Annotated in this window: 16 protein-coding genes; 3 read left to right on the top strand and 13 right to left on the bottom strand. The window is 40.7% G+C overall.

Annotation, left to right across the window (positions count from 1 at the left end):
- Positions 1–15: 15 nt before the first annotated feature.
- The 3 genes from R2S08_RS15230 to R2S08_RS15220 all read right to left on the bottom strand — a co-directional run bounded on the left by R2S08_RS15230 (position 16) and on the right by R2S08_RS15220 (position 3,628).
- Positions 16–918, bottom strand: a complete 903-nt coding sequence (locus R2S08_RS15230) for an ROK family protein (protein ID WP_316835943.1) — start codon at positions 916–918, stop codon at positions 16–18.
- A gap of 76 nt (positions 919–994) precedes the next feature.
- Entirely contained in the window at positions 995–2,413 is a 1,419-nt protein-coding gene (locus tag R2S08_RS15225; RefSeq protein ID WP_316835942.1) for a glycoside hydrolase family 125 protein, read from the bottom strand.
- A gap of 204 nt (positions 2,414–2,617) precedes the next feature.
- Entirely contained in the window at positions 2,618–3,628 is a 1,011-nt protein-coding gene (locus R2S08_RS15220) for a LacI family DNA-binding transcriptional regulator (RefSeq protein ID WP_316835941.1), read from the bottom strand.
- A gap of 170 nt (positions 3,629–3,798) precedes the next feature.
- Here R2S08_RS15220 and R2S08_RS15215 point away from each other — a divergent pair, with 170 nt between their 5' ends.
- Positions 3,799–4,644, top strand: a complete 846-nt coding sequence (locus R2S08_RS15215; protein WP_316835940.1) for a GNAT family N-acetyltransferase — start codon at positions 3,799–3,801, stop codon at positions 4,642–4,644.
- A gap of 38 nt (positions 4,645–4,682) precedes the next feature.
- Here the strand turns inward: R2S08_RS15215 and R2S08_RS15210 are convergent, their stop codons facing one another.
- The gene (locus tag R2S08_RS15210; RefSeq protein ID WP_316835939.1) at positions 4,683–5,393 is read right to left on the bottom strand and encodes a DUF4397 domain-containing protein; all 711 of its coding nucleotides are present in this window, start codon (positions 5,391–5,393) and stop codon (positions 4,683–4,685) included.
- 69 nt (positions 5,394–5,462) lie between these two features.
- Positions 5,463–6,317 carry a DMT family transporter gene (locus R2S08_RS15205; RefSeq protein ID WP_316835938.1) on the bottom strand — a complete coding sequence of 285 codons (855 nt, stop codon included), beginning with the start codon at positions 6,315–6,317 and terminating at the stop codon, positions 5,463–5,465.
- A gap of 99 nt (positions 6,318–6,416) precedes the next feature.
- Here R2S08_RS15205 and R2S08_RS15200 point away from each other — a divergent pair, with 99 nt between their 5' ends.
- Together R2S08_RS15200 and R2S08_RS15195 are read left to right on the top strand one after the other, a co-directional pair.
- The gene (locus R2S08_RS15200; RefSeq protein WP_316835937.1) at positions 6,417–6,896 is read left to right on the top strand and encodes an Lrp/AsnC family transcriptional regulator; all 480 of its coding nucleotides are present in this window, start codon (positions 6,417–6,419) and stop codon (positions 6,894–6,896) included.
- A 12-nt stretch (positions 6,897–6,908) separates the two neighbouring features.
- Entirely contained in the window at positions 6,909–7,862 is a 954-nt protein-coding gene (locus R2S08_RS15195) for an EamA family transporter (protein WP_316835936.1), read from the top strand.
- Between the two features lie 56 nt (positions 7,863–7,918).
- Here the strand turns inward: R2S08_RS15195 and R2S08_RS15190 are convergent, their stop codons facing one another.
- The 8 genes from R2S08_RS15190 to R2S08_RS15155 all read right to left on the bottom strand — a co-directional run bounded on the left by R2S08_RS15190 (position 7,919) and on the right by R2S08_RS15155 (position 25,263).
- Positions 7,919–10,567: a glycoside hydrolase family 2 protein gene (locus R2S08_RS15190; RefSeq protein WP_316835935.1), complete on the bottom strand. Its 2,649-nt coding sequence runs from the start codon at positions 10,565–10,567 to the stop codon at positions 7,919–7,921.
- On the bottom strand, positions 10,568–12,865 hold the full coding sequence (locus R2S08_RS15185; protein WP_316835934.1) for a GH92 family glycosyl hydrolase: 2,298 nt from the start codon (positions 12,863–12,865) through the stop codon (positions 10,568–10,570).
- A 79-nt stretch (positions 12,866–12,944) separates the two neighbouring features.
- On the bottom strand, positions 12,945–14,795 hold the full coding sequence (locus R2S08_RS15180; RefSeq protein WP_316835933.1) for an alpha-L-fucosidase: 1,851 nt from the start codon (positions 14,793–14,795) through the stop codon (positions 12,945–12,947).
- Between the two features lie 54 nt (positions 14,796–14,849).
- Entirely contained in the window at positions 14,850–17,558 is a 2,709-nt protein-coding gene (locus R2S08_RS15175) for a glycoside hydrolase family 3 N-terminal domain-containing protein (RefSeq protein WP_316835932.1), read from the bottom strand.
- A 15-nt stretch (positions 17,559–17,573) separates the two neighbouring features.
- On the bottom strand, positions 17,574–19,016 hold the full coding sequence (locus R2S08_RS15170; protein WP_316835931.1) for an alpha-L-fucosidase: 1,443 nt from the start codon (positions 19,014–19,016) through the stop codon (positions 17,574–17,576).
- 82 nt (positions 19,017–19,098) lie between these two features.
- A complete protein-coding gene (locus tag R2S08_RS15165) occupies positions 19,099–20,706 on the bottom strand; it encodes a SusD/RagB family nutrient-binding outer membrane lipoprotein (RefSeq protein ID WP_316835930.1) in 1,608 nt (535 codons plus the stop codon).
- Between the two features lie 21 nt (positions 20,707–20,727).
- Complete coding sequence (locus tag R2S08_RS15160; protein ID WP_316835929.1) at positions 20,728–23,994, bottom strand: SusC/RagA family TonB-linked outer membrane protein; 3,267 nt, start codon at positions 23,992–23,994, stop codon at positions 20,728–20,730.
- A gap of 75 nt (positions 23,995–24,069) precedes the next feature.
- Positions 24,070–25,263 carry an ROK family protein gene (locus tag R2S08_RS15155; protein ID WP_316835928.1) on the bottom strand — a complete coding sequence of 398 codons (1,194 nt, stop codon included), beginning with the start codon at positions 25,261–25,263 and terminating at the stop codon, positions 24,070–24,072.
- Positions 25,264–25,373: the final 110 nt, after the last annotated feature.

Raw genomic sequence — 25,373 nt, 5'->3', positions numbered from 1 at the left:
TGTTGTTTATAGATATTAATTTAATTGTGGTCCCGTATTTCCTATCTCCGCTAATGGGCTCCAGCAACTTGCCGCTCCAATTAAGGATGCATCTTCTTTCAACTCTGCAATTCTGATCTCTGTTTTTATTCCATTTTTATCCAGCTCCTGTTGCACATAAGGCATAAAACACAAATGGGCATTGGAGATATTGCCCCCCAAAACAATTGCCCCCCAGGGGTTTTCCTGAACCAGATCCATGATAAACTGCGCAAGGTTATGGCCAAATTCTTCAAAGATCTGCTGTACTGGCTGGTGCTGACACTCAGAAAGATTGATTTCTTTAACTCCACCGATAACTTTCCCGGTCAACTGAAAATACCGGCTGGTAAACCATCGCGTTGACAAATAATCTTCTGCAATACCCTCTTTAAATTTCGCATTCCATAATGCCGCATCTTCTGCAATACCGTCTTTACAAAAAGCAGATCCGAGCCCGGTTCCCAATGTCAAACCAGCAACCTGTTCGAAATGACGGGCAGCACCACCATAGACTTCTCCCTGTAAAAAACCAGCTGCATCATTAATGAACCGAATGCATTCCGGCTCTATTTTCAGCCTGCTTGCGAGTTCATTTTTAATATTTATCTGATACAGGGTTTTGAATTTGTCTTGATCTTTGATTAGTGAGATTCCTTTTTCATAATCAAAGGGTCCTGGCATTGCAATTCCGATCAGTTTCTTTTGGTTACCAAGTACAGTGAAAGATTCTTTGATCACCTTACACCAATTGTCCAGGATCACGCCCGCTGCGTCATCAGAATTTACATGTATGCGTTGCCGCGACTCCGGAAGAAGTGTTCCGGTTGTTAAGTTTACCAGGGCTGCTGTAATGTGAGAGCCACCTATATCAACACCTAATACAATAGGTTTCTTCATTTCAATTATATTATTATCTGTTTTTGTGAGTTATCTTTTTTATCCGGCCAAAGCATTGCTGCATTTTTGGAATACGTTATGCTTTTAAAATATCCGGCATTTCATGATAGGTTTTCCACAACAACTCCCCAAATAGTGTATTTGACCAGGCAAACCATGCTCTGGTAAAATTAGAAGGGTCATCTTTGTGGAAAGACTCATGCATAAAGCCCTTACCGGCATGTGTTTTTTGCAGTGTCTGAATACATTTTTTAATTTCTTCTTTATCCGTAGAGGTTAAAGCTCTCATCGTAATACTCATCGGCCATATCATATCCTGACCTACGTGAGGACCTCCAATACCTTCAGCAGCTGTCCCTTTAAAATAGAAGGGATTGTCTGAAGAGAGTACAAATTTTCTTGTGTTCTGGTAGATTGGATCATTCAGATCTACCGAGCCGAGGTAGGGTAAAGCCAGCAGGCTGGGTACATTCGCATCATCCATCAGATAGGTATTGCCAAATCCATCTACTTCAAATGCATAGATCTTACCATATTTTGGATGGTTTACTATCGCATATTTTTGAATAGCTGCATCTACTTCGTCGGCCAGGCTTAACAAATCTGCAGAAAGCGCCGCATCATTAAAAATGGTTTTAACCATTTCTCCTGCTTGTTTCAAAGAACTTACTGCAAAGAAATTTGAAGGAATCAGGAAAGGAAATATGGTCGCATCATCGCTCGGTCTGAAGGCAGAACAGATCAGACCAACAGGATTGATCGGGAATCCATAACCTGCCATAGGCTGGGTATCTGTAGGTTTCTCCGTTACTCTTCTGAAATGATACGGGCCATGGCCTGTTTTTCGTTGCTGTTCTTTAAAGGTTTTTAAAATAGCCTCAATGCCTTTCTTCCAGGTATCTGTAAAAGGCTGCTTGTCGCCTGTTTTTTTCCAGTAATGGAAAGACAAACGGATGGGATAACACAAGGAATCTATTTCCCACTTTCTCTCATGAATGCCAGGAAGCATGGTGGTTTCATCTGTTTTCCACTCTCCTACTTTTTCAGGATCTCCATAAAAAGCGTTGGCATATGGATCTTTGAGAATGCATTTTGTTTGATGGGCAATCACCCCGGCAATTAATTTCTTTAAAGCCAGGTCTTCGTTAACAAATTGTAAATATGGCCAAACCTGTGCAGAGCTGTCTCTTAACCACATGGCATCGATATCACCTGTAATGACATAGGTATCCGGCTTTCCATTATCTTCTTTATAATATACGGTCGTATCCAGGGTATTTGGAAAGCAATTTTCAAAAAGCCAGTTCAATTCTGGATTTTTAACTTTAGATTGAAAGGTTTTAATGGCGGCATCTACTGCCTTACTTTGAAAATGTCTTTTTCCCGGTGCTACTCTGACCACAGGAAATTCGGGCGCTGCAGCAAAAGAAACTTTTGATGCGAGCAAACCTGCACCAAGAACGCCGGTGTTTCTAATAAATGTTCTCCTTTTCATAAATGAAATATTACATTATGGTCATCAAAATGGCCATTGGTTTATATTTGGTTATTGATTTAGACGTTATTACTATACAATTATGATTTGAGTGATCACCACACTAAAACGTTTTACTAATATGAGAAATAATATTTTTATTTTACAATTCTGCAGAAAAATTATTTTCTGTCAGGTGTGCAACATTTAATACAGCTTGACTTACTACCGTACAATCAGTTCGCCTGACAAGATGACCCGCTCTGTTTTCAATACGTCCTTCGACGACAGCTGCATTAATATCAGACTGATGATCCGCTCTGCAATTTCCTCCAGGGGCTGACCCAGGGCCGAAATCTGGGGTGTATGCAATTTGAAAACATCTCCATCGTCATAAGCAATTACTGAAAAATCAGCGTCAACAACTTTCTCCATCTCTTTAAGGGCTGTGAGACCACTAATAGCCAGATAATTTGTCGCAAACAACACGGCATCAATTTCAGTGTGTTCTTTAAACAGTTCCTTTAGCTGTGCTATGGTTTCTTCTTTTTCCTGCCCAAATGGCACCTTTAATACAAGGGCTTCATTTTGATTTCCGTTATAATCAAGGATCGCCTGTTTGTAACCATCGTAACGGTTGACAACTTGTTCAACGTCAAGGTCAATGGTCACCAGGGCGATATTTTTTTTCTTGAGTTTCAGAAAGTGCTCAGTTGCCTTATAAGAAGCTTCAACATGATCTATACCTACATAGCTCACATCAAGGGAAGGAAGAAAACGATCGAAAAGGACGACTGGTTTATGTTCATCCAACAGCCCCTGAATATCCTGCTCTGTACCTAAGGCGGGAGAAATAATATAGGCATCAACCTGCCTTGACTTAAAAAGATTGATCAGCTCTTTCATTTTTCCAGGATGATTCTCTGTACTGGAATAAATGATCTTGTAATCCTTTTTATAAGCTTTATCCTCTATTAATCTGGCTATCGCCGAAAAAAAAGGATTTGAAATGTCCTCTACAATCAAACCTATGATCTTTGAACTGCCTGTTCGCAAACTACGAGCCACCTGATTGGGTTTAAAACCATCATCTTTAATAATCTTCTCCACTCTTTCGATGACGGCTGTACTTATATTCTTTTCTACTGCCTTGCCATTCAGGATAAAAGAAACTGTGGTGATGGATACATTTGCTTTTTTCGCTATATCTTTTATCGAAAGCGCTTTAGTCGTCATATGATTATCTTCTATACAGCAAATCTATAAAATATTATTTCTTAACTTAATGTATTAAACTCTTAAACAGAAGCAATATTTTCAATACAGCCATACTCCCAAAACATTTGTAGTTGTGTAACATACCAGAACTTTATACCTTTAACAAACCTGCCAATACCCGTTTATAAATGATAGAATTCAGAACCCTGGAAGATCAAAGCGTCGCACAGTTAGCGGAGGTCTTTAACCATGCATTTTCAGATTACGTGATTAAATTCCATTTAACCGAAGAAGTTCTTACCCAGAAAATACAGGCAGAAAACATGAGCCTAAAACACTCGGTTGGCGCGTTCAACAGAAATAAACTTGTCGGCTTTATCCTACAGGGTTTAGATACCGTTTCAGGAAATAAGACCGCTTATAATGCCGGAACCGGTGTGATTCCGGACTATAGAGGGCAAAAAATCCCTCAGCAGATGTACCAGTTCATTCTGCCTTTGTTAAAATCAGAAGGCTATTTACACCATCAGCTGGAAGTCATTAAGGGGAATGAGAAGGCTATCAAAAGCTATCAAAATACAGGCTTCTCCATCAATAGAACATTTGACTGCTATAAAGGGGCCATAACAACACAGTCCTTAAACCCAATAGAGGTCTGCGATTTACCACAACCCGACTGGACACTGCTGGAAACATTTACAGATGTTCTTCCCTCCTGGCAAAACTCCGCTGCAGCCATCCAAAGGGCTTCAAACCCACATATTATAGTTGGCGCTTATGCAGATTCGCAACTGATCGGTTTTGGCGTCATGGACCCTGCCACCGGAAGAATAAAACAATTTGGGGTTAAAAAAGACTCCCGGAGAAAAGGTGCAGGCACTGCCTTATTTCATTTTCTCCATTCAAAAAGTGAAACAGGATCTGTCAATTTTATCAATTATGATCAAGAAGATCAACAGGCACCTATATTCTTTAAAAAAATTGGCCTGGAAAAAACGATAGAACAATATGAAATGAAAATGGCATATACTTAGTATATGCCATTTCGTGAATTATTTAACGTAAGCCTGGATCATTTATTAGTGATTACCTTTCCGCCGAATGCCCTTCCATCGGCACCCGGAACAACAAGTCCTGTTGCAATCACTGTATAATATTTTCCTTTAGCAATATCCATGCTGGCCAGACTAAATTTTGCATCAGCAGCGCCTTTATCCCTGATGGAAAATTCATAAGCTTTTGGATCAATCTCTACAAAAGTACTAATGGCTTTATAGGCCTTATCCCCTATAATGGTTGCTCCTCCTTTTATAGCCAGATCCAAAGCACCTGCATCAGGTGATAGATTAATAAACCTGATAAAAGCTTTCTCAGTGGTTTTACTTAAATCATCTGTATTGAGCAGGTAATCAAGTTTATCCCCTTTATCAATCAGAAATAGGGTATACGCCTGTTCTCTGGCTATAGAGATCTTTTTGGTGATGACACTTTCGGTATTCGACGCTGTTGTAAATTTCGCATTATAGTCACCTGCATTTACAGGAAAATAGGCTACAGAACCTTCGAAAGGCAATGCACTTGTTCCATTTGCTTTAGCATCATTGAGGTAAAAATTATAAGTTGCAGAAGTTGGCGAGGTATTCACCACAGATAAATAAGCAAGGTCTGGACTAACCGGAGCTTCATCTTTTTTACAGGATTGAAAGCCCAGTATACCAAGCATTACTAATGCCGACGCGATTAAATGTTTCTTAGCTGATTTCGTAAAAAATGTCATCTTCATATAAAGGTTTTAAGTGTAACTACCTTTAAAACGGAGATGAAATTAATAACGCTACAACAAAAACAATAACTAGAGCTTGTCCCGCTTCGCGGTTAATGTTGCTCCGGCACTTGCAACGATCACCAATGTTACTGCCAGCCATTCCTTAAAGGACAAGTGTTCATGCAGGAAAACCAAACCACATAATGCAGCTATACCGGGCTCCATGCTCATCAGAATACTGAAAGTCCGCGCAGGCATTTGACGAAGTGCCTGCATTTCGAGCGTAAAAGGAATTGCACTTGATAACAAAGCCAGAGCAAGACCTGAAAAGAGTAATACAGGTGTAAGCTGGGAAAAACCACCACTAGCCATACCAAAGGGCAGGATCAGTACCGTTGCGAAAATCATTCCTATACTAACAGCATCACTTCCCTTCATCAGCCGGGATATTTTACCACCCATAACAATGTATCCAGCCCAAAAAGCACCGGCTAATAAAGCCAGTCCGACACCAAGAGGATCTATCCCTGTCGTATTCCAGGGGGCAATCAATGCAATTCCGGCACCGGCCAGCAAAACCCATAGATAATCTGCAATACGTTTGGAACCAAGTATAGCCACTAAAAGCGGCCCGATAAATTCAAGAGTTACTCCAAGCCCCAAAGGAATTCTTTTGATGGCCATATAGAAGATAAAGTTCATTGCGCCAAGACACAAACCGTAAGGGATCACAGCCTTCCATTGCACGCGGGTTAAAGATTTAAATTTTGGCCGGTTAACCAATAGAAGAATTAATGCCGACAATCCTATTCGCAGGGAAGCTGTTGTTGCGGCCCCAAGTATGGGAAACAAACCTTTTGCAATTGCCGCCCCTGCTTGTACACTAATGATGGCCAGTAAAACAGCAGGTAAGGGTGGTAAATTCAAAAGTCTCTTTCTCATCACAATTCAAGGTAAAATATCGAGCTGCAAATATAGAACAAAAAACACAATTTTTAATATAATTATGAATATTATTCTGTTTATTCATATATTTACAGAATGATAATCGAAAACAATCTTACATTAGACAAAATAGATCTGGCCATTTTAAGGCTGATGCAGGAAAATGCCAGAGTATCCAATGTTCAAATTGCCAAAGATTTGGAAATGGCACCTTCTGCCATTTTGGAACGGGTAAAGAAGCTCGAACAAAAGGGGGTGATTGTTCAGTACACCACAAGGATAAACCCAGCTGCCATAGATCTTAAATTACTGGCATTCATTTCTCTTAAAGCATCAGACAGTATTGGTTGTGTAGACACAGCTAAAGAACTTGCAAAAATTGAAGAGGTACAGGAAGTACATATCATTGCTGGCGATGACTGCTATCTTGTTAAAGTGAGAACGGCTGATTCTGCTTCTTTGATGGCGCTGATGCGCAATTCCTTTAGTAAAATAAAAAATATACTCTCTATTCGCACCACTATTGTATTGGAGACCGTAAAAGAGCAACAACAGCTAAAAATACCTGAATACTAAATAACAATCTTTATGTCCAGTCTACAAAAAAACGCCTCCCCCATCCTGGTCTACATTGCATTTGCTACGGTCTATATTGTATGGGGCTCTACTTATTTTTTCATTCAAAAGGCATTGAACGGCTTCCCGCCATTTATTTTAGGTACATTCCGTTTTATCCTTGCCGGACTTCTTCTGATGAGCTGGTGTAAATTAAAGGGCGAAAATATATTTGACAGAAAAAGTATCAAAACAGCTGTCATTAGCGGCTTACTTATGCTGGGGATTGGCAATGGCATTGTGATCTGGGTAGAACAGGTCATTCCAAGCGGGCTCGTGGCCATCATGGTTGCGTCAGCTGCTATCTGGTTTGTGATACTTGACAAACCAAAATGGAAAGAAAACCTGCAGAGCAAGTCTACCGTAGCCGGCCTGATTATAGGTTTTATCGGTGTTATTTTTCTATTTGGAGAACAGTTGCTGCACGCTTTAAGCACTACCCAAAGTACAGTTCAGATTGTAGGAATGTGCCTCCTGGTCATTGGACCTATCGGATGGGCGGGCGGCTCGCTCTATTCAAAATATCATGCAGACAATAAAATATCGGTATCTGCAGGTACTGCCTGGCAGATGCTGGCCGCAGGAATTGCTTTTATTCCCGGCAGCTTGCTCAATTCGGAGTACCAGCACTTTCAATGGACAGAAGTATCCCTTGATGCCTGGTTGTCGATCATTTACCTGATCTTATTTGGCTCCATAGCCGCCTTTAGTGCATATGTTTGGTTACTTACAGTGAGACCAGCCACACAGGTCAGTACTTATGCTTATGTAAACCCTGTAGTTGCTGTTATACTCAGCTTATTGTTTACCAGTGAGAGGATTACCCTTATACAGTTTTTTGGTTTGCTGATCATACTGGGAAGTGTATTATTGATCAACCTTGCCAAATACAGACAGCATAAACGCTCAGGGGTTCAGGCCCCTTAAAACAGAAAGCCGTAGTTTATAAAACCACGGCTTTCTGTTCTGTATTATTATAAAATTTACCGGATGTCGGTATAAGTAGCCTCCACATTCCAGCCTGAAATGGTTAGGCCATATTTCTTTCCGGATTCCGGAGTATATTCAACCACCACTTTTTTCTCTGCACCAGGAGGTAATGACACATAATTATCATCGTAAAATGCAGGAAGTATTCTTTGTTTCGTACCCGCATCTACTAAAGAAATCCTGTTGAAAAAAGCAACCGGATTCTGAGCCGAATTGAACAAAGTTACTTCTACTTTATTGCTGCCAAGCTGACGTGTACTCACTTTTAAAGTGGTCTTTTGCATCTTGTTCAATCCTGAGTAATTCCCTTTCTGGTCAGGCATCCAGTAAAAGTTATCACTTACAACTTTTTTATTCCTGTCCAGTAATTGTAGAGAAAGGAATGAACCTTCCTCAGCAGATAAAGCATCTACAACTGGTTTTAATGAAGAGATTTTTTTTACTGTAGAAGGCTCTACATAACAAAAGATCTGGTTCAGCAACTTAGACTTTCCCTTCATATCATAAGAGGTAGCCACAAGCATCAGGTCTGTCTTTTGCTGAAAGCCATTATTGGCAATACTTACCATACCATCTACAGGATTATACATGCTGTGCAGCATCTCACTTCCAGAACGCAGACCATATAAACAGGCATTGGGATCCAGGTAATAATCATACATCTGTCCTCGTGTTGATGTCCATGGATTTTGGGTTTTCCATATGATTACCCCGGTATACCAGTTCCACATATGTGAACTAAAACCTTCGATCAGCCCGCGGTATTGGTCATAATTTACCAATTGTGCCTTCGTTGCAAAATCCTTGGCATTTTCCGGTTTTCCATAAGGAAGAATAAAGGCCTCATAACCTACGCCATCATAAGTATGATAGGTCCATACGGAATCTATTTTTTCCACAGCCCGGCCATGTTTATCCTTACCTGTGTATTCCGGCGCAATCAGATTTTTTTCAGGAATAAATCTTTGCAGCGATTCGTAATCACCAACCCCTACAGATCCTACTTCAGAATTGAACGGAAACGTTTTATTCTCCCAAAATGTAGAAATGGGTTGTATGGTATAAGGACCATCTCCATTTCCGCCAATGGTGTTTAAAGACATTTCATCCGAATTCGAATAATCGATAAACCATCTTGTGCCATCCAGTTTGGGAAGAATAGAATCCCTTAAGGGCACAAGAATATCATTTGGCGGGGTAATTTCATTTCCTCCACACCAGATGGCCAGCGAGGCATGGTTACGTACCATTTTGATCATATCTGTTGCCGATTCCAGGAAAAGGTGGTGATCGTCAGGATACTGTCTCCTGGTCCATTGATCATCTTTTTTTGCCGGATCCTGCCAGCGTCCGTTACAGTCGCCAGACATCCAGAAATCCTGCATGACCAGTAAGCCGTTTCTGTCACAGGCATCATAAAATTCGGGTCTTTCCACGAGTGCTCCTCCCCAAATCCGGATGAGGTTCAAGTTCATGTCTTTATGATAACGGATCTCGGCATCATATCTGGCTTGTGAAAAACGAAGCATCGCATCAGATATGATCCAGTTCCCTCCTTTAATAAAGATCTTCTGACCATTCACCAAAATTTCCTTACTGCCAGTTGTTGTATTCCATATGGCCTGAATCTCACGCACACCAAAAGACAAAGCTTCCTGATCAGATACCTGACCATTATTTTGCGTAAACTGGATATTGGTTTTATACAGTTCCTGTTTACCATAACCATTCGGCCACCATAAACGAGGGTTTTTCAGTTCAAGATCCGGCAACTGAATCTCAGTAGTTTGACCGGCCGGGATACTCACTTTTGCAGAAATCTTCTGGCCCTCAACGGTATAAGAGAGTACTCCGTCCATCTTTACACCTGAAGTATTTTCCAGTTCAGCAGACATGCGAATTCTGGCCGGCTGCTGAGGACCTTCTGTATTGCGTTTACCAGGAACATAAGTAATGACATGTGGGTTCTTCAGGTTAACTGCACCTGTTTTTTCTATGTAAACTTTATCCCAGATTCCTGTGTTGCGATCTCTTATTGGACGGATCCAGTCCCATCCCGCCGTATATTGAGGTGCTACACCACGGGCAATCGTTCCATCACCTCCCTGTCCTCCATTAGGATCCCCGACAACATCTGCCGGATACACGATCACGGCCAATCTATTCTTCCCATCCTTATTCAGAAAAGAGGTAACATTAAACGCTTTGCGGATAAACATTCCTTTATACGGCGTTTTATTTACTTTTTTACCATTTAAAAAGATATCGCAGCTATAATTGATTCCTCTGAAATTCAACCAGACCTGTTGCCCGGCCGCAGCCGTTTCTTTAAAGTCTTTAACAAACCAATAGGTATAGTAATCCCTGCCGGTTACATAAATATCCGGGATCTTTTCGTTATTCATTCCATAAAATGGATCAGGAACTTCTTTATTGTTCAGCATTGTTGTCAGTACCGTACCAGGCACAGTTGCTGGTTTCCAGCCAGACAAAGCATATCCTGTTGCAGAGATTTGTTCTCCGCCCGCTTGTACCTGCTTTAAAGGAAGGCACTTCCATTCGCTGTTCAGTTCATATCTGTTTTGAGAAAATCCCAGATGGAACGCAGCAATTAATAATAGAGTTAAAACTAATTTCTTCATTTATTTTTCTGAATATGGTCTGTTAGCTACTGCTTTACCAAAGTTGTAATTAGGTTTGTTACCCATTTTAACCACCATAGTACCGCCTTTAACAACGTCCTGATGGGTAATAAAGCTCTTGCTATAAGGCTTTCCATTAAGGGTAATACTTTGAATATAGATGTTTTCCGGGCTGTTGCCATCTGTCTGTACAGTGAAGGTTTTACCTGCACCTACATTGATGGTCGCTTTATCAAACAGCGGGCTGCCTAATACATAAACACCGCTGGCCGGATTTTCAGGATAGAAGCCCAGAGCAGAGAATATATACCAGGAAGACATAGCGCCACAATCTTCGTTACCCGCTAAACCGTCTGGCTTATCGAAATAGAAATCTTTCATGACTTGTCTCACTTTTTCAGCGGTTTTCCATTGGTAACCGGAAAAAGCATACATATAGGTAACGTGATGACTAGGTTCATTACCATGAGCATACATCCCAATAAGGCCTGAAATATCATTGGAAGCTTGTGCACCCATATCGCCTTTAGCAGTAAAGAGACTATCGAGTTTATGCGTAAAGGCATCATCCCCCCCCATCAGGTTAATCAATCCTTCTACATCCTGCGGTACCAGCCAGGTATATTGCCAGCCATTACCTTCAGTGAAATCACCTTTCTCATGAATAGAATTGAACGGATCATACGGTGTTTTGAAACTGCCATCACTCATACGCGGACGAACAAAGCGGATGTTTTTGTCGAAATAATTTTTATAGTAGCCTGCACGTTTTTTATAGTATTCGTAGTCGGCAGTTTTACCCATTTTTTTGGCCATAGCCGCGATACACCAGTCATCGATCGCATATTCCATGGCTTTTGAAACAGATTCATACTCCTTATCAGCAGGGATATAACCTAACTCCTTTACATATTTCAATCCCAGATCATCACGGTTGGACGTAGCTTTCATAGCCGCAAATGCTTCTTCTGCATCAAAACCAGTAAAACCTTTCAGATAAGCATCTACAATAGGCGGCACTGCATGATAACCAACCATACAATTGGTTTCATTGCCCATCAGGTGCCATACCGGCAACTTGCCCTGCTGTTTGTAAATTGCAAGCATGGAGTTCACAAAGCTGTTTACCTTGTCAGGGTGCAAGATCGTACTCAACGGCGCACATGAACGATAGATATCCCATAAGGAGAAAACAGAATAGTTGTCAAAGCCTGGATTGGCATATACTTTTTTATCAGTGCCCCTGTAGCTGCCATCGTGATCGTTGAATAATGCAGGATCAATCATGGTATGATACATCGCGGTGTAAAATACCCGGCGTGCAGCATTGTCTTTTGTCTCTATTTTTACTTTAGACAATTCTTTCTCCCATTTTGCATCAGCGGTGCTCACTGTTTTGGCAAAATCCCAGTCTGGTATTTCCGCCTTGATATTTGCGAGTGCATTTTCGCTGCTAACCGGAGAGATACCTATTTTCAGCATCACCTGTCCAGGAGATTTATCAAAGGAGATAACTCCCTTGGCCGCATTCGACTTTACGAAGTTCCCGGTTTGTTTGCTATCTCCATCAAACACCAGGAATTGTTTTACTGGCACAGATAACTTAACTGCAAACCAAACTCGTTGGTCTTCTGCCCAACCTTTGGAATAACGATAGCCTTCCAGGGTATACTCATCTACCTGACGGATAAAGGTTTCTACCGGAGCATCCCAGCCGATACCTTCTTTCAGATCGATGATGATGTTGGCAGGTTGATCTTTCGGAAAAGTATATCTGTGCAAAGCAACTCTTTCGGAAGCTGTCAATTCTGCTTTAATATTGTAATCATCCAGCTGAACGGAGTAGTATCCGGGACGGGCTGTTTCACGGTCATGAGCGTAATGAGAGCCATATCCTGAAGTTGGATCTTCCTGCGTGCCTCTGTTGGTTCTTACCTTGCCGGTATAAGGCATAACAAGTACATCCCCCAGATCTCCGATACCGGTACCGCTAAGATGCATCTGGGAGAAGCCGATTAATACATTGTCTGAGTAGTGATAACCGGAGCACCAATCCCAACCTTTCACAATATTGGTAGGACCCGTTTGTACCGCGCCATAAGGAACACTTGCACCCAGAAATACGTGTCCGTGTCCACCGGTTCCGATGTATGGATCAACATATCCAGTTAAACGTTTTAGTTGTGTGTGCTTCGCATTTTGCGCAAAGACTTTGGTGGAATTAAAAGGCAATATAAGGCAGCAGCCAATAAAACCTTTAACCAAATTCTTTGTAAAAGTGGAATGGTTATAAGACATTATGATTGTTTTTATTTGATCCTTTAAATTAAGTGTTTTTTTTCTAAAAAAGGATGTTTTTTTTATTTTTAGTATACACCTACATATTACTTTCTATTGCACCAACTTTCTCCCTGTACCAATCTGCTGGCCCGTCTAAAAGTACCGCAATGACGGTCATGGTTTTATCTAGTCTGGTTGCTGGCACATCGATATACACAATCCCCGGAATTTTGCTCCAATACAGCTTATTGTAAATGCTGGAAGGAAGAATCGTTCCATCACCCACAATCCGGATCCTGTTGATCTGGTTCTTAAGGCCTTTTATAGCAATCGGACCTGTTGGCTGACCTTCCACAAAAAGATACAATGTTTGTTGATCTGCTGAAAGTGCAGTCCTTCCCTGATAATGTCCTTCAGGAATTCCTGCAGTTGTTTTATACAACACTTCGGCATGTTTAACCACCCAATCATTCACTTCAAGGTCTAAAGGAGTTACTGAAGGCTTAAAATCAAGGGCATCAGCTGCTAAATTGGTTGAAGCCAATGGATTAATTCCTTTGCTGATCTGATCTGCAAGATCTTTAATTTTCCAGGCCGCCGAAAACTTCTTTTTATCTGCTGTAAGCAGTTCTTTGGCTGTTTGGGTAGGTACTGTCACCGCTGTCAATTTTAATGGCTCTTTAAATTGAACCCGAACTACAGTCACGTCTTTATCAAAAGCTTCTGGAGCAATCTGCAAAACATAAGCTCCCGTTGCAGGCTTACTGAAAGTCAATCCTTTACCCTGATAACCAACTATATCTGCTTTTTCTATGTCAGACAAAATACCTTTAAGTGCAATTCCTGTTTGATCTTTATAATCTAAGTACAGAAATAATGTCTTTTTATCTTTAGACAAAGCTGTTTTAGCATTCACATGCCCAGCAGGGATACCGGTCTGGGTGCCATAAATGGCTTCCGCATGTTTCTTTGTCCAGCGCCCAAGTCCTTTCAAAATAGCCGTCTGTTCCGGAGCAATTGATCCGTCTGCTTCCGGACCCATATCCAATAATAGATTTCCTCCCATACTAATACAATCGACCAAAGTACGAATGATCATATTAGAAGATTTATATTTGGTGTCAAAAGGTTGATAACCCCAGGAATCATTCATTGTATAACACAGTTCCCAATATTTTGACTCAGGTTTCAGTACAGGAATTCCTTGTTCAGGTGTTTCATAATCTCCATGACCATCTAAGCGGGAATTAATAATGATGTTCGGATTGTATTTTTCAAGAGATTGTTTGATTACAGGTGCTTCCCACTCTGCATCATTGTGCTCCCAGTTCCCATCAAACCACAGCAAGTCCGGATTATATTTAACAGATAGCTCCTTAAGCTGTTGCTGCTGATAGCTTAAAAACGTTTTCCAGCGCTTAGGCTCTTCTTTCAGGCTATAACGTTTCCGGTCGCGGGTAAAGCCATCGTAGTCCGGATAACTCCAGTCGGGTAAAGAATAGTAAATACCAGTTCTCAACCCCGATTTTTTCAGTGCCGCCACAAAAGGTGACAATACATCACGCTTAGCTGCACTTTGATTTAAGGTACTTATGGCTTTAGGCGCCTTGGTATCCCAGAGAGAAACACCATCATGATGTTTTGACGTCATGACCGCATATTTTGCACCACTTTCTTTGATCAGGTCCACCCAGGCTACAGGGTTATATTTAGAAGCATTGAAACCCTGCAGTTGCTTCATGTACAGATCATGGTTGGTATAGTTGTTGAAAAATGACCAGGATTCTGAAATGCCATTTACAGAGTAAATCCCCCAGTGGATAAATATACCGAGCTTAGCGTCTTCAAACCATTGCATCTTTTGATTTTGAGTGGTTTGTGCCTGACTTTTACCTGCCAGCAAGAGCAGAAGCATTACAGAGAATTTGTTCAATTTGGTTGTTTTCATTAGCGTAATATTTAACCGGGAGATTTTACGTCCCGGCTTTATTGGTTTTTATCGTTATTTATCTAAAACAGTCAAAGTATCTTTTAGTGATAACTCCCGGCTCGAAGATCCGATCATTATTCTAAAATCACCCGCCTCTATTGTCTTTTTCATATCCGCATTTAGCATTTCCAGCATATCGGGAGTGATATCAAAAGTTATCGTCTTCGATTCGCCAGCTTTCAGGTGCACCCTCTTGAAACCTTTTAATTCCAGAACAGGTCTGGCTACAGTGGAAAGTAAGTCTCTTATGTATAACTGCACCACCTCCTCTCCATCATATGTTCCTGTATTTTTTAAAGTAAAACTCGCAATACTTTGTTCATTTCTGAGGATTTTCTTTTTACTCAGTTTCAAATCACTATAATCAAACCTACTATAACTTAATCCAAAGCCAAATGGGAAAAGAGGCTCCCCGCTTAAGTTATTGTAATCATCTCCCCGCCCGGTTGGCTTGTGGTTATAAATCAAGGGCAGTTGCGCCTCATGAACAGGGTAAGTAATTGGCAAACGTCCTGAAGGGTTGTAATCTCCAAATAAAGTTTCTGCAACTGCATTTCCTCCTTCTTCGCCTGGATACCATATGTTAACTACAGCACTTGCATCCTCCAGCCAATTGTTCATGGTAATGGCACTCCCTCCAACCAATAAAACAACCACTGGCTTTCCTGTTTTTTCCATCGCTTTAATCAGCCCCTCCTGGTTACCAGGCAAACTCAACATAGCACGGTCCTGGAATTCACCTTCCTTAATCCCGGCAGCAATCACAACAACATCTGCCTGGGTAGCCAGTTTAACCGCTTCTTCCAACTCTTCTTTCTGTCGGTCTGGAACTCCATAATTCCAGATCAATTTGATATGCGCATTACCTTTTGGTTCTTTAAATTCAATACGAATAGGGTAAGCCTGGTTTTGCTCAAATGCAAAGGGTACCAACTGTGTATGATAGGATCTTTTTTCCCACTGATCAATCAACAATTTATTACCTAGATATAAACGATAACCATCATTACCCTCCAAACCAATCTGGTAAGTTCCACTCGATGGTACTGTAATGTCTCCCTTCCATCTAACGGAATACTGGTCTTTAGCAAGACGCTCGTCAGGAGAAGAAAGTGTCCAGTTAAAATTAACACCTTGATCAACCTGGGTAAAAACAGGCGCACCACTTAGTGTTAAGTTTCCAAAATAATCTGCGTTGAGTCCATTTGCTGTATCTGCTTTTAAAAACTTCCGGTCTACAACAACATAGTTTATCGGATCCCGGCTACTGCCTTTGCTATAAGTCACCTTTACCTGATCACCCGCACGTTGTTTTAATCCCTCCAGGATACTTATTTTTCCATTTCCAGCGCCGCTATATCCACCTAAACGAGATTCAACAGCATCTTCTCCAAGTAAAAGTATATTGCTGATCTTTTTAAACGGCAAGACAGATCTTTCGTTTTTTAAGAGCACAAAGGATTCCAGAGCAGCCTGTCTGGCAATTGCTTTATGGCTTTTATCATCAAGAGCCTTTTGAGCGTCCTTTTCAGAAACATAGGGATGTTCAAAAAGACCCAGTTCAAATTTTGCCCTAAGCACACGGGAAACGGCATCATCAATTCTTGCCTGCGGAATAGAGCCGTCCAGAAAAGGTGGAATAAATAATTTATAATGATCATAATCCGTTTGAAAGATGACATCAAGTCCAGCAATAACAGCCTGTCTTGTGGCATCGGTATAACCGGAAGATGTATAATGCAATACATTTGATCCACCAACTGCTCCGGCATCCGAGATCACAAATCCTTTAAATCCCCATTCCGTTTTCAGCTTCTGACTTAACAAGTAAGCATTGGATGTGGCTGGAACACCATCAACAGTATTATAGGCCGTCATCAAAGAGCGGCTTTTTCCTTGTTGTATAGCCGTTTTGAATGGAGGAAAATAAATCTCTTCCAGCAAGCGCTCATTATAATGAATGGGATAGCTGTCACGTCCCCCGTCGCCAACATTTGCTACAAAATGCTTAGGCGTGGTAATGATGTTCTGTTTTTCAAAGGCACTTACAAAAGCCAGTCCCATCTGCGAAGAAAGAAACGGGTCTTCGCCATACGTTTCTTCAGTACGGCCCCAGCGAACATCTGATGCTATATTGACCACGGGGGTTAAAATATCCCGGATTCCCCTGAGTCTGGCCTCTTGCGCAATCGCATTTGCAACCTGGCCCATCATTTTCGTATCAAAAGTGGCTGCAAGGCCAATCGCTTGAGGAAAGGCAGTAGCGCCTTGCCTAACCAGACCATGAAGCGCTTCATCAAAAGCTATAATAGGGATACCTAAACGCGTTTCGTTTACAAAGTATTTCTGTATAGCATTTACCTTTTTTGCCAGGGAATACGCGTTTTCCTGAGTATTATAGGTCAGCATTTGGCCGGCACCGCCACCGCCCTGAGAAGCGGCACTTACCTGTAGTCCGAATATTCCATTTTTGTAGCGGTTCTTGTTAACACCATCTAAATCCCCCGGAATCATAAACATCTGCCAGAATTTTTCTTCAGGTGTCATCCTGGAAAGCAGATCTTTAGCCCTGGCATCAATATCAGCCTTCGGATTTTTATATAAAGGCAGATCAGGTTTAGCTTGCCCCATCGCATGTTTAGTCCACGCAACCTGACCAAACAGCAACAGCAAGCATGGAATAAACACCACCTTATTCATCCTATATTTCGTGAATCTCATTTCAGATAGGTTAAGTTATAAAGTGGCAGGGCTGAACTCGAAGGCAAGCGCAATACCTGCAACCTCTTTTGCCAGATTTTCCGGTAGCGACAGTTTTATTGCTCCATTAGATTCTTTCCATTTTAACTTCTTACCATTAGATATTAATGAAACAGATGTTCCCTTTTTGGGCAAATTTCCTGTCCAGCTAATCTCTTTAGGTAGTTTCTCCCCCTCTTTGATACAATAAATTGCATACCGGGTTTTACCATCTTTACTTTGCGTAAACCAGGTTTGTCCGCTATGGTAATTTTTAGTGATCCTGGTGTTGTAGATAGCCTTACCATTTACCGATGTCCATTTACCAATGTCGTTAAGTTTGGTTATGACCTCTTCAGGTAATGTACCGTCTGGTCTTGGTCCAATGCCCAGCAACAAACTTCCGCCTTTGGCTACAATTTCTACCAGCTTATGCACAACTTCTCCCGCAGGCTTGTACTGGTCTTTAGAGACAAACCCCCAGGCACCGCCTAAGGTCATACAACTTTCCCACGGATGGTTCAATTGGGTATCAGGTATCTTTTGCTCTGGAGTTTGGTAATTCTCATATGGGCCATGTACAGTCCTGTCTACCATCAAAAGTCCCGGCTGGGCCTCTCTGGCCATTTGGGCAATTTTAGGCATATCAATATCCTGGCTCCAATTTGGAATTTTTGCTCCCCAGGACAATACTTCTTCGTTAACCGTTTCCAGTGGTCTTACCCAACCACCATCCAGCCACAAAATATCGATACTTCCGTAGTTGTGCATCAGCTCACCAATCTGGTTATAAGCAAATTTTTTAAACTGGTTCCATCTCCATGGATTCTTTTTAATATCATAATTATTATTCCGATCGGGAGTGGCATATTTAGACCACCAGTAATATTGTGAGTGCCAATCTGGTTTGGAAAAATAAGCACCGATCATAAAGCCCTGTTTTCTAAAAGCATCAAAAACATATTTCGCTACGTCTGCCTTTGGATTTCCTGCAAATGGACCTTTAGCTATACTGAAATCTGATTCTTTGGTATCAAACATGGCAAAGCCATCATGATGTTTAGTGGTAAACACCAGGTATTTCATTCCAGCGCTTTTGCCAGCTTTTGCCCATTGTTCAGGATTGAATTTCACAGGATTAAACTCTTTGCTTAAACCCCAGTACCATTTCTTGTAGTCATCATAAGTAACCGTACTGTCCCTGTCTATCCAGTCTTCAGAACAAATGGACCAGGATTCTATGATCCCAGGAACGGCATACAGGCCCCAGTGAACAATCATGCCGAATTTTTTATCCTGCCAGTTGTCCAGCTTTTGTTTAACCTGAGGGTCAGTTGGCCATTCATAAATAGTAGATTGGTGATGGACACCATTTTCCTGGGCCTTTAATTTGCCTAATCCAAAGACCAGCAAGGTGATCAGTATAATTTCTTTTTTCATCCTTTTTATTTATAAAAATGTCCCGGTCACAAAAGTAACCGGGACAATATATGAATTTATCTTTCCTTCATTAAAGTTACCATTAAGGCTGCCAGAATATTTTTGTTTTCCGAGTATCTTTCGCTTGAACGGCTTGATAGTTAGCGGCGTTTAATGTTTTTTCCTTTGCAGGGTAAATTAATCTCGTTGGAGGAGTCTCGTAGCCAGATAACTTACCATTTGATGGAAAGTTTAAAACTGGGATTCCTGTTCTTCTATATTCAGACCAAGCTTCCATAGATTGAAGTACGCCTAAATGTGCCCATTTCTGAGTATAAATCTTAGTTAACTTATCCTGAGAAGAACCCGTATAAGTAGCTGTTGATGAATTTACCCAAGCATCTACCAGAGAAGCTTCCGGAGCAGGAAGATTTACATACCCCCCACCCTGATTTAAATTATTTAGATAATAATAAAAAGCAACGGATTGTTTTAAGGCATTATCGTAAGCCGTTTTAGCATCGGATGTACTTCCCCATCTTTCATAAGCCTCAGCTTTCAATAAATTCACCTCAGAAGCCGTTACAACAATACCCGGTAATTTTTGATTAAAAAGAAATGTCGCAGAATCAAGAACCGCATAGTCAGGATAATTTGTCTCTTGCTCAGAAGAAGTAAACGTGATTGGCATCGCTTTATAGTCCTTATTAGGAACAAAAACATCTTTACCGTTAACTTTAACAGTCCGACCATATTTATCATAAATAACCGGAATACGTGGATCATTGGCCTTAAGCATTACTGTATTCAACATATAATCTGTAGCATACCAGCTACCTTCCGTGAAGGCGGCACTTAAATCACTAGTACTGTTGGTAAGAGGTTGAAGTAAGATATCAGAAGCAGCCGGACTATAAGATCCAGTATTTCCACCATCGACTAAAGGATACGTCGCGGGACTATTTAGCATAGCCAATACAGCAGTTCTTGCATTAGATTCATCTACTTTAGAAGTACGCATCAATAACCTTAATTTTAGTGAGTTTGCATAACGAGCCCATTTATCAACGTCACCTTTTAAAAGAATATCTGCTTTAGTAAAATCTTTATTTGTAGGGTTTGCTTTGAAATAGGCCGCTGCTGCAGTTAAATCACTTATGAAACTTGCATATAGGGCTTTTTGCTCATCAAATTTAGGATTTTTAATAGTGTTACTTGTTTCCAGACTACCAGTTTCAGAATAAGGAATATCTCCCCATAAATCCACCATTTTAGCAGCTTGTTCAATTAACACAACTTTAGCCGCCTGCATAATATTCTGCTGAATGGCTTGATCTGCAGTTGAAAGCTGACTAAATTTAACTTGCATTGCTCTGTACAATGCCATGCTACCGCTACCATTTCCACCTGTAGAATAAAAATCATCCCAATAGTTTTGTGAATAGCTATCACTTTGCTGGTAGGAATTATTTCCGTTGGCAAAATAAGAGGTCTGCGCATATACGCCAGGCATCTGGCACAAAAATGTTCTTACATTCCAGTATTTAGCCGCAATCCTATCATTATTTAACATCGCGGTAAAAAGGCCGGCGGGACTTGCATCCTTTGCCTTTTCCGGATTATAATATTTATCTGCTACGTCTTTTTTACAACCGACAACAATCGTAATTGCAATTAAAAAGAAAGTTGTATTTATAATTAATTTTTTCATAAAATATCTTATTTAATGCGATTAAAAATTCGCGCTCAAAGAAAAACCAAAATTTCTAGATGCAGCAGTTGAGCCTACATCTACTCCTTGTGACCACCATTTGTTTCCAAGTGGTGCTTCAGGATCAAGATCCTTTAGATTACGCCAGATGTAAAACAGGTTACGTCCAATAAGGGACACTCTTAAATTATTGATCTTCAATTTTTGAGTGAACGAAGCAGGGATTTTATAACTCAAGACAACTTCTCGCATCTTAATATAACTGTTATCAAAAACCTCCCCATCAGTTAAAGAGCCCTCTCCCCAATTATATGTAGTCATATAGTACTCGGCTGCAGACAAGATCTTGGTATTTGGCTGACCAGTTGTTTGATTTACCCCTTGCAACAGTACACCGTCATTGTAGGTTTTGCCATTGCTTGTATACGTTAATCCTCCATGAGCAGCATCTCTGTATTGCATAGAGTTTTCCAGCATACCAGCTCCACGCATAAATTTCAGGTTCGGTGCAAGCATTTTGCCTCCAAAACGTCCATCAATAGTAAAATCTAATGAAATGCTTCCATAACTCAATGTGTTTGAGAAACCTCCTGTAACCTTCGGCATGATATTACCAGCTTTAACATATGTGGAATTATCCATCACATAGTAACCATCATCATTGATCACATAGTTACCTTTTGAATCCGTTAACCTCGGACGGATATAAATATTGCCTAGCTCTTCTCCTGCTTTAGCTACAATTTTGGCCGTTGCCTGGTCAGAACTATAGAAATTCAATTCTGACATTCCTTCCATTAAGGAAATAACTTTGGATTTATTCGTTGAAAAGTTCAATCTGGTATCCCATCGAAACTTACCAGAAGTAATCGGCGTAGCATTTAAAGCTAATTCAAATCCTCTACTTCCAATTTCACCTACATTCACAATTTGGCTTAAAGAACCTACTGTAGAACTCACCTGAAGTGGTACAATTTGGTTTTTTACCCTGTTATTGTAATAGCTCATATCCAAACCAAGACGTCCACCAAAAAACTTGGTCTCTAATCCAAATTCAGCCTCATGTTTCTTCTCTGGCAACAAATCAATATTACCGTATGCACTAGCAGTTGTTAAGGATGGTACCGAACCATTTATCGTTTGAAGTGAGGTTTGAGTGTAAACAATATTTGATTCATAAATAGGGGGAGGATTACCCACCACACCGTAAGATGCTCTTAACTTACCATAATTCCAGAATTCAGGCAATTTCCACAAGTCGCTAAAAACAAAGCCCCCATTTACGGAGTAATAGGAATAACTATTGTTTTTTGGAGGCAGTGTAGAAGCATACTCTTGACGCATAGTACCTTCCATGAACAAAAAGTTTTTATACCCTAAGTTCAGTATTCCTAAATAAGCATACTTAAGTTGTTCCTTCCTGGTATCTTTTGTTTCAGGCACATTGAATGAATTATTTATAGAAAACCAGTTTTCTGAAACTAATCCATCTTTAGTATTTGACTGCTGATCTTTATACGTCTCTTTTCTTCCCTGATAGCCACCGCTAACTGAAACATTCAGATCTTGTCCAATTTTATTTGAATAAGTCAATAATGCATCCCCATATAAGATCGCATACTGACCTTGGGTTGTCGTATATCCTCCACTACTTGTATTACCATTTAGGGCACTCGGATATTCAGTATATTGACGATTTTCGGTCTTTGCTCCAGTATAATCGTTACCGATCCGACCTCTAAACTTTAAGTTCTTTGCAACATCCCAGTTTAGTGTAAAGCTTGACAGTAACCTATTTTCGTTCTCATCATAAGTATTTTTTAGTTGCTGCCAGTAAAAATCCAACAAGTTGGTAGCTCTGATATTATAAAGAAAAGGTTCCGGGCGTGTAATCTGATCAAAAGTCGCATATTTATAACCATTGCTGGTTTGGAATTTTTCTTTCATCAAATTCATATCCTCTGCCCTACTGAAGAAACCACCAAATGAGCCTAAAACCTGCCCCAACTGATAAGGCCTATTGCGAGTTAATGTGTTCACATAACTAACAATAACATCAGCCGATACTTTCGATCCTAGTTTAACTGTAGAATTCAAATTAAAAGAGTTTTTCGAACCAGTGTTGCCAGGTTGAGTTCCTTTATAATCTAGACGGGAAGCTGAAAAACGATAATTAACCGCATCCGTCTGATTAGAAATCGCCACGTTTGCATTAGACGTATAACCTGTTTGGTACACGTCTTTATAATTGTCTGGCTGAGGAGAAAACGAACGAATAGAACCATCCCACCATTTTACCTGCTGGCCTTCCATTTTAGGTCCAAAGTTTGCATAAGATCTAAAATAAGGTCTTAATCCAGTTGGAGAAGTTGCATCAGCAATCCATCCATCTTCTCTACCTGTATTGGCTAAATTTGTCGCTCTATCATAACCAGGTCCATATACGTTTTGAAAATTAGGAAGAAATGCAACCTTATCCACAGAACCCTGATAATTGAAATCAACCCCTAGCCCTCTACTTTTTGAGCCTTTTTTTGTCGTAATTACAACTACACCACTCCCTGCATCAGAACCATATAATGCTGAAGCACTCGCACCTTTCAATACTGTCAAACTTTCGATATCTGCTGGATTGATATCCAAGATACCATTTCCTCTAATGCGCTGATCTCCCCAGTAATCATTATTGTTCGCTCCAGCTGCACCATTCTGACCATCATTTCGAATCATCACCCCATCTACCACATATAAGGGTTGTTGATTATAACTAATGGAATTGATACCCCTGATTTGTACGTTTACCGCACTGCTTGCTCCACCCGGAGCAGTCGTCACTTTCACACCCGCCGCTTTACCGTACAATGCAGATGCAAAGTTAGTATTACCAGCCTCTGTCAGCTGTTTAGCAGTTACAGTGCTCACGGCATAACCCAAGGACTTTTCCTGGCGTTTAATACCCATGGCTGTTACTACAACTTCATTTAGGTTATTGTTGTCGTCCTGAAGGATAATATTAATAGAACTGGATTCTCCTACTGTTGCTTCCTGTGCTTTATATCCCACATAGCGAAAAACCAGGACACTTCCTGATGCTGCAGAAATGGAAAACTTACCATTCGCATCTGTGCTCACCCCAGTTTTTGTACCTTTTACCAGAATGCTCACAGCTGGAATGGGTGATCCAGTAGCATCCTTAACGGTCCCCGATATCGTCTTTTGTGCATAAGCAGATATTGTTAATAAACTTAACAATAAAATACTTAAGCATCGGGAGTAAATCTGTTTCATGTTGATTAAGTTTTGGTTAATAATTCGATTTAGTATAATTTAATTGATGGTATTCAAGCTAAAATTCAGTATTCCTTAATTGTTAAAGTGACTGTGTTCAATGACTAAACTGGCCGAAGCTAATAACTCCGCATCAGCCGCTAATTCTGAGAGCACTATAGAAGTTTGATCGGCTATTCTCGGAATACAAAACTCGTTAATGGCCTGCTGAATAGGTGGTAAAAGAATTTTACCCGCTATAGCACCGCGCCCACTTAGCACAATGCATTCCGGATTCATAATATGTATTAAAGTAGCCAGTCCTTTTCCGATAAGAAAAGCGGCATCTGAAAGGATAGAAACAGCCAGTGGATCATACTGACTCGCAGCTTCCAGAAAGAGTTCACCAATATTCCTGCTCTGATCTTTAAAAAGTTCCCGCATACTTGTTGCTGCCCCCGCCTCAATCTCAGCTTTGGCACGTTGCGTCATAACAAGCAAAGAAGTCTCCACCTCTAAGCACCCCCTTTTACCGCAAGAACATAGATTATTCGTATTGGACAATGGAATATGGCTAAACTCTCCGGCATAACCACTGCTCCCCCGGTAAAGCTGACCATTAACAATCATACCCAAGCCTGTACCCCAGCCTATATTGGCCACCATGACGTCTCTTCTACCAGCTGCTGCACCAAAATTAAGCTCGGCCAGGGCGATCAAACTGGAATCGTTATCCATAAATACAGGAAGACCAAGTTTAGCTGTCAGGTATTTTCCCAGGTGTGAACCATCATTGGTTTTCAGATGAGAATGATTTATTCCGTCTTCTACACTGATAAACCCTGGCATACCAATCCCGATACCCAGAAGTTTTTCCCTATCAATACCTGAAGCCTCCACATGTTCATAAATAAACGAAACTAATTTATCCACTGCATCTGGATCATCACTAATCGAAAGCTCAAGTGTCTTAATAGGAAGAACAATGGTATTAGAAAGATCATAAATCACCATTCTGGTGGTTAACTGATCCATAGCAACAGAAACAATATAACGTTGCATCTCCGGATTAAGAAGAAATAAAGAAGCTCTTCTGCCTCCTGTAGAAGGCGCAAGCCCCTGTTCACCTACATAACCATCCTGAATCAACCCGTTCACGACCTTAGTCACCAACGGCAAACTCTTCTTAGTCAACCGACTGAGTTCAGTTAGAGAAAGCGGACTTCTATAATAAAGTTTCTTTATTATATCAGCCCTCAACAGATGTCCTTTTTCTATGGTTGCAGTCATTTGGTCTGGTTAGTCGGCCCAAACTTAATAAATAACAATTGAAAAACAAGAACACTTTTTAATTTATTTTTTAAGTACCTGTATGTTTTTTAAAAACTATAAGAACTTTT

It is taken from the genome of Pedobacter nutrimenti, assembly GCF_032678445.1.
Taxonomy (GTDB): Bacteria; Bacteroidota; Bacteroidia; order Sphingobacteriales; family Sphingobacteriaceae; genus Pedobacter; species Pedobacter nutrimenti_A.
The sequence above is the reverse complement of the archived record's forward strand: the minus strand, read 5'-3'. Positions and strand labels throughout refer to the sequence as shown.

Excerpts from the sequence above, each read along its gene's own strand:
- R2S08_RS15190 (WP_316835935.1), bottom strand. The coding sequence starts at position 10,567 with ATGAAGAAATTAGTTTTAACTCTATTATTAATTGCTGCGTTCCATCTG.
- R2S08_RS15225 (WP_316835942.1), bottom strand. The coding sequence starts at position 2,413 with ATGAAAAGGAGAACATTTATTAGAAACACCGGCGTTCTTGGTGCAGGT.
- R2S08_RS15215 (WP_316835940.1), top strand. The coding sequence starts at position 3,799 with ATGATAGAATTCAGAACCCTGGAAGATCAAAGCGTCGCACAGTTAGCG.
- R2S08_RS15220 (WP_316835941.1), bottom strand. The coding sequence starts at position 3,628 with ATGACGACTAAAGCGCTTTCGATAAAAGATATAGCGAAAAAAGCAAAT.
- R2S08_RS15210 (WP_316835939.1), bottom strand. The coding sequence starts at position 5,393 with ATGAAGATGACATTTTTTACGAAATCAGCTAAGAAACATTTAATCGCG.
- R2S08_RS15205 (WP_316835938.1), bottom strand. The coding sequence starts at position 6,317 with ATGAGAAAGAGACTTTTGAATTTACCACCCTTACCTGCTGTTTTACTG.
- R2S08_RS15155 (WP_316835928.1), bottom strand. The coding sequence starts at position 25,263 with ATGACTGCAACCATAGAAAAAGGACATCTGTTGAGGGCTGATATAATA.
- R2S08_RS15230 (WP_316835943.1), bottom strand. The coding sequence starts at position 918 with ATGAAGAAACCTATTGTATTAGGTGTTGATATAGGTGGCTCTCACATT.
- R2S08_RS15170 (WP_316835931.1), bottom strand. The coding sequence starts at position 19,016 with ATGAAAAAAGAAATTATACTGATCACCTTGCTGGTCTTTGGATTAGGC.
- R2S08_RS15180 (WP_316835933.1), bottom strand. The coding sequence starts at position 14,795 with ATGAAAACAACCAAATTGAACAAATTCTCTGTAATGCTTCTGCTCTTG.
- R2S08_RS15195 (WP_316835936.1), top strand. The coding sequence starts at position 6,909 with ATGTCCAGTCTACAAAAAAACGCCTCCCCCATCCTGGTCTACATTGCA.
- R2S08_RS15165 (WP_316835930.1), bottom strand. The coding sequence starts at position 20,706 with ATGAAAAAATTAATTATAAATACAACTTTCTTTTTAATTGCAATTACG.
- R2S08_RS15160 (WP_316835929.1), bottom strand. The coding sequence starts at position 23,994 with ATGAAACAGATTTACTCCCGATGCTTAAGTATTTTATTGTTAAGTTTA.
- R2S08_RS15175 (WP_316835932.1), bottom strand. The coding sequence starts at position 17,558 with ATGAGATTCACGAAATATAGGATGAATAAGGTGGTGTTTATTCCATGC.
- R2S08_RS15200 (WP_316835937.1), top strand. The coding sequence starts at position 6,417 with ATGATAATCGAAAACAATCTTACATTAGACAAAATAGATCTGGCCATT.
- R2S08_RS15185 (WP_316835934.1), bottom strand. The coding sequence starts at position 12,865 with ATGTCTTATAACCATTCCACTTTTACAAAGAATTTGGTTAAAGGTTTT.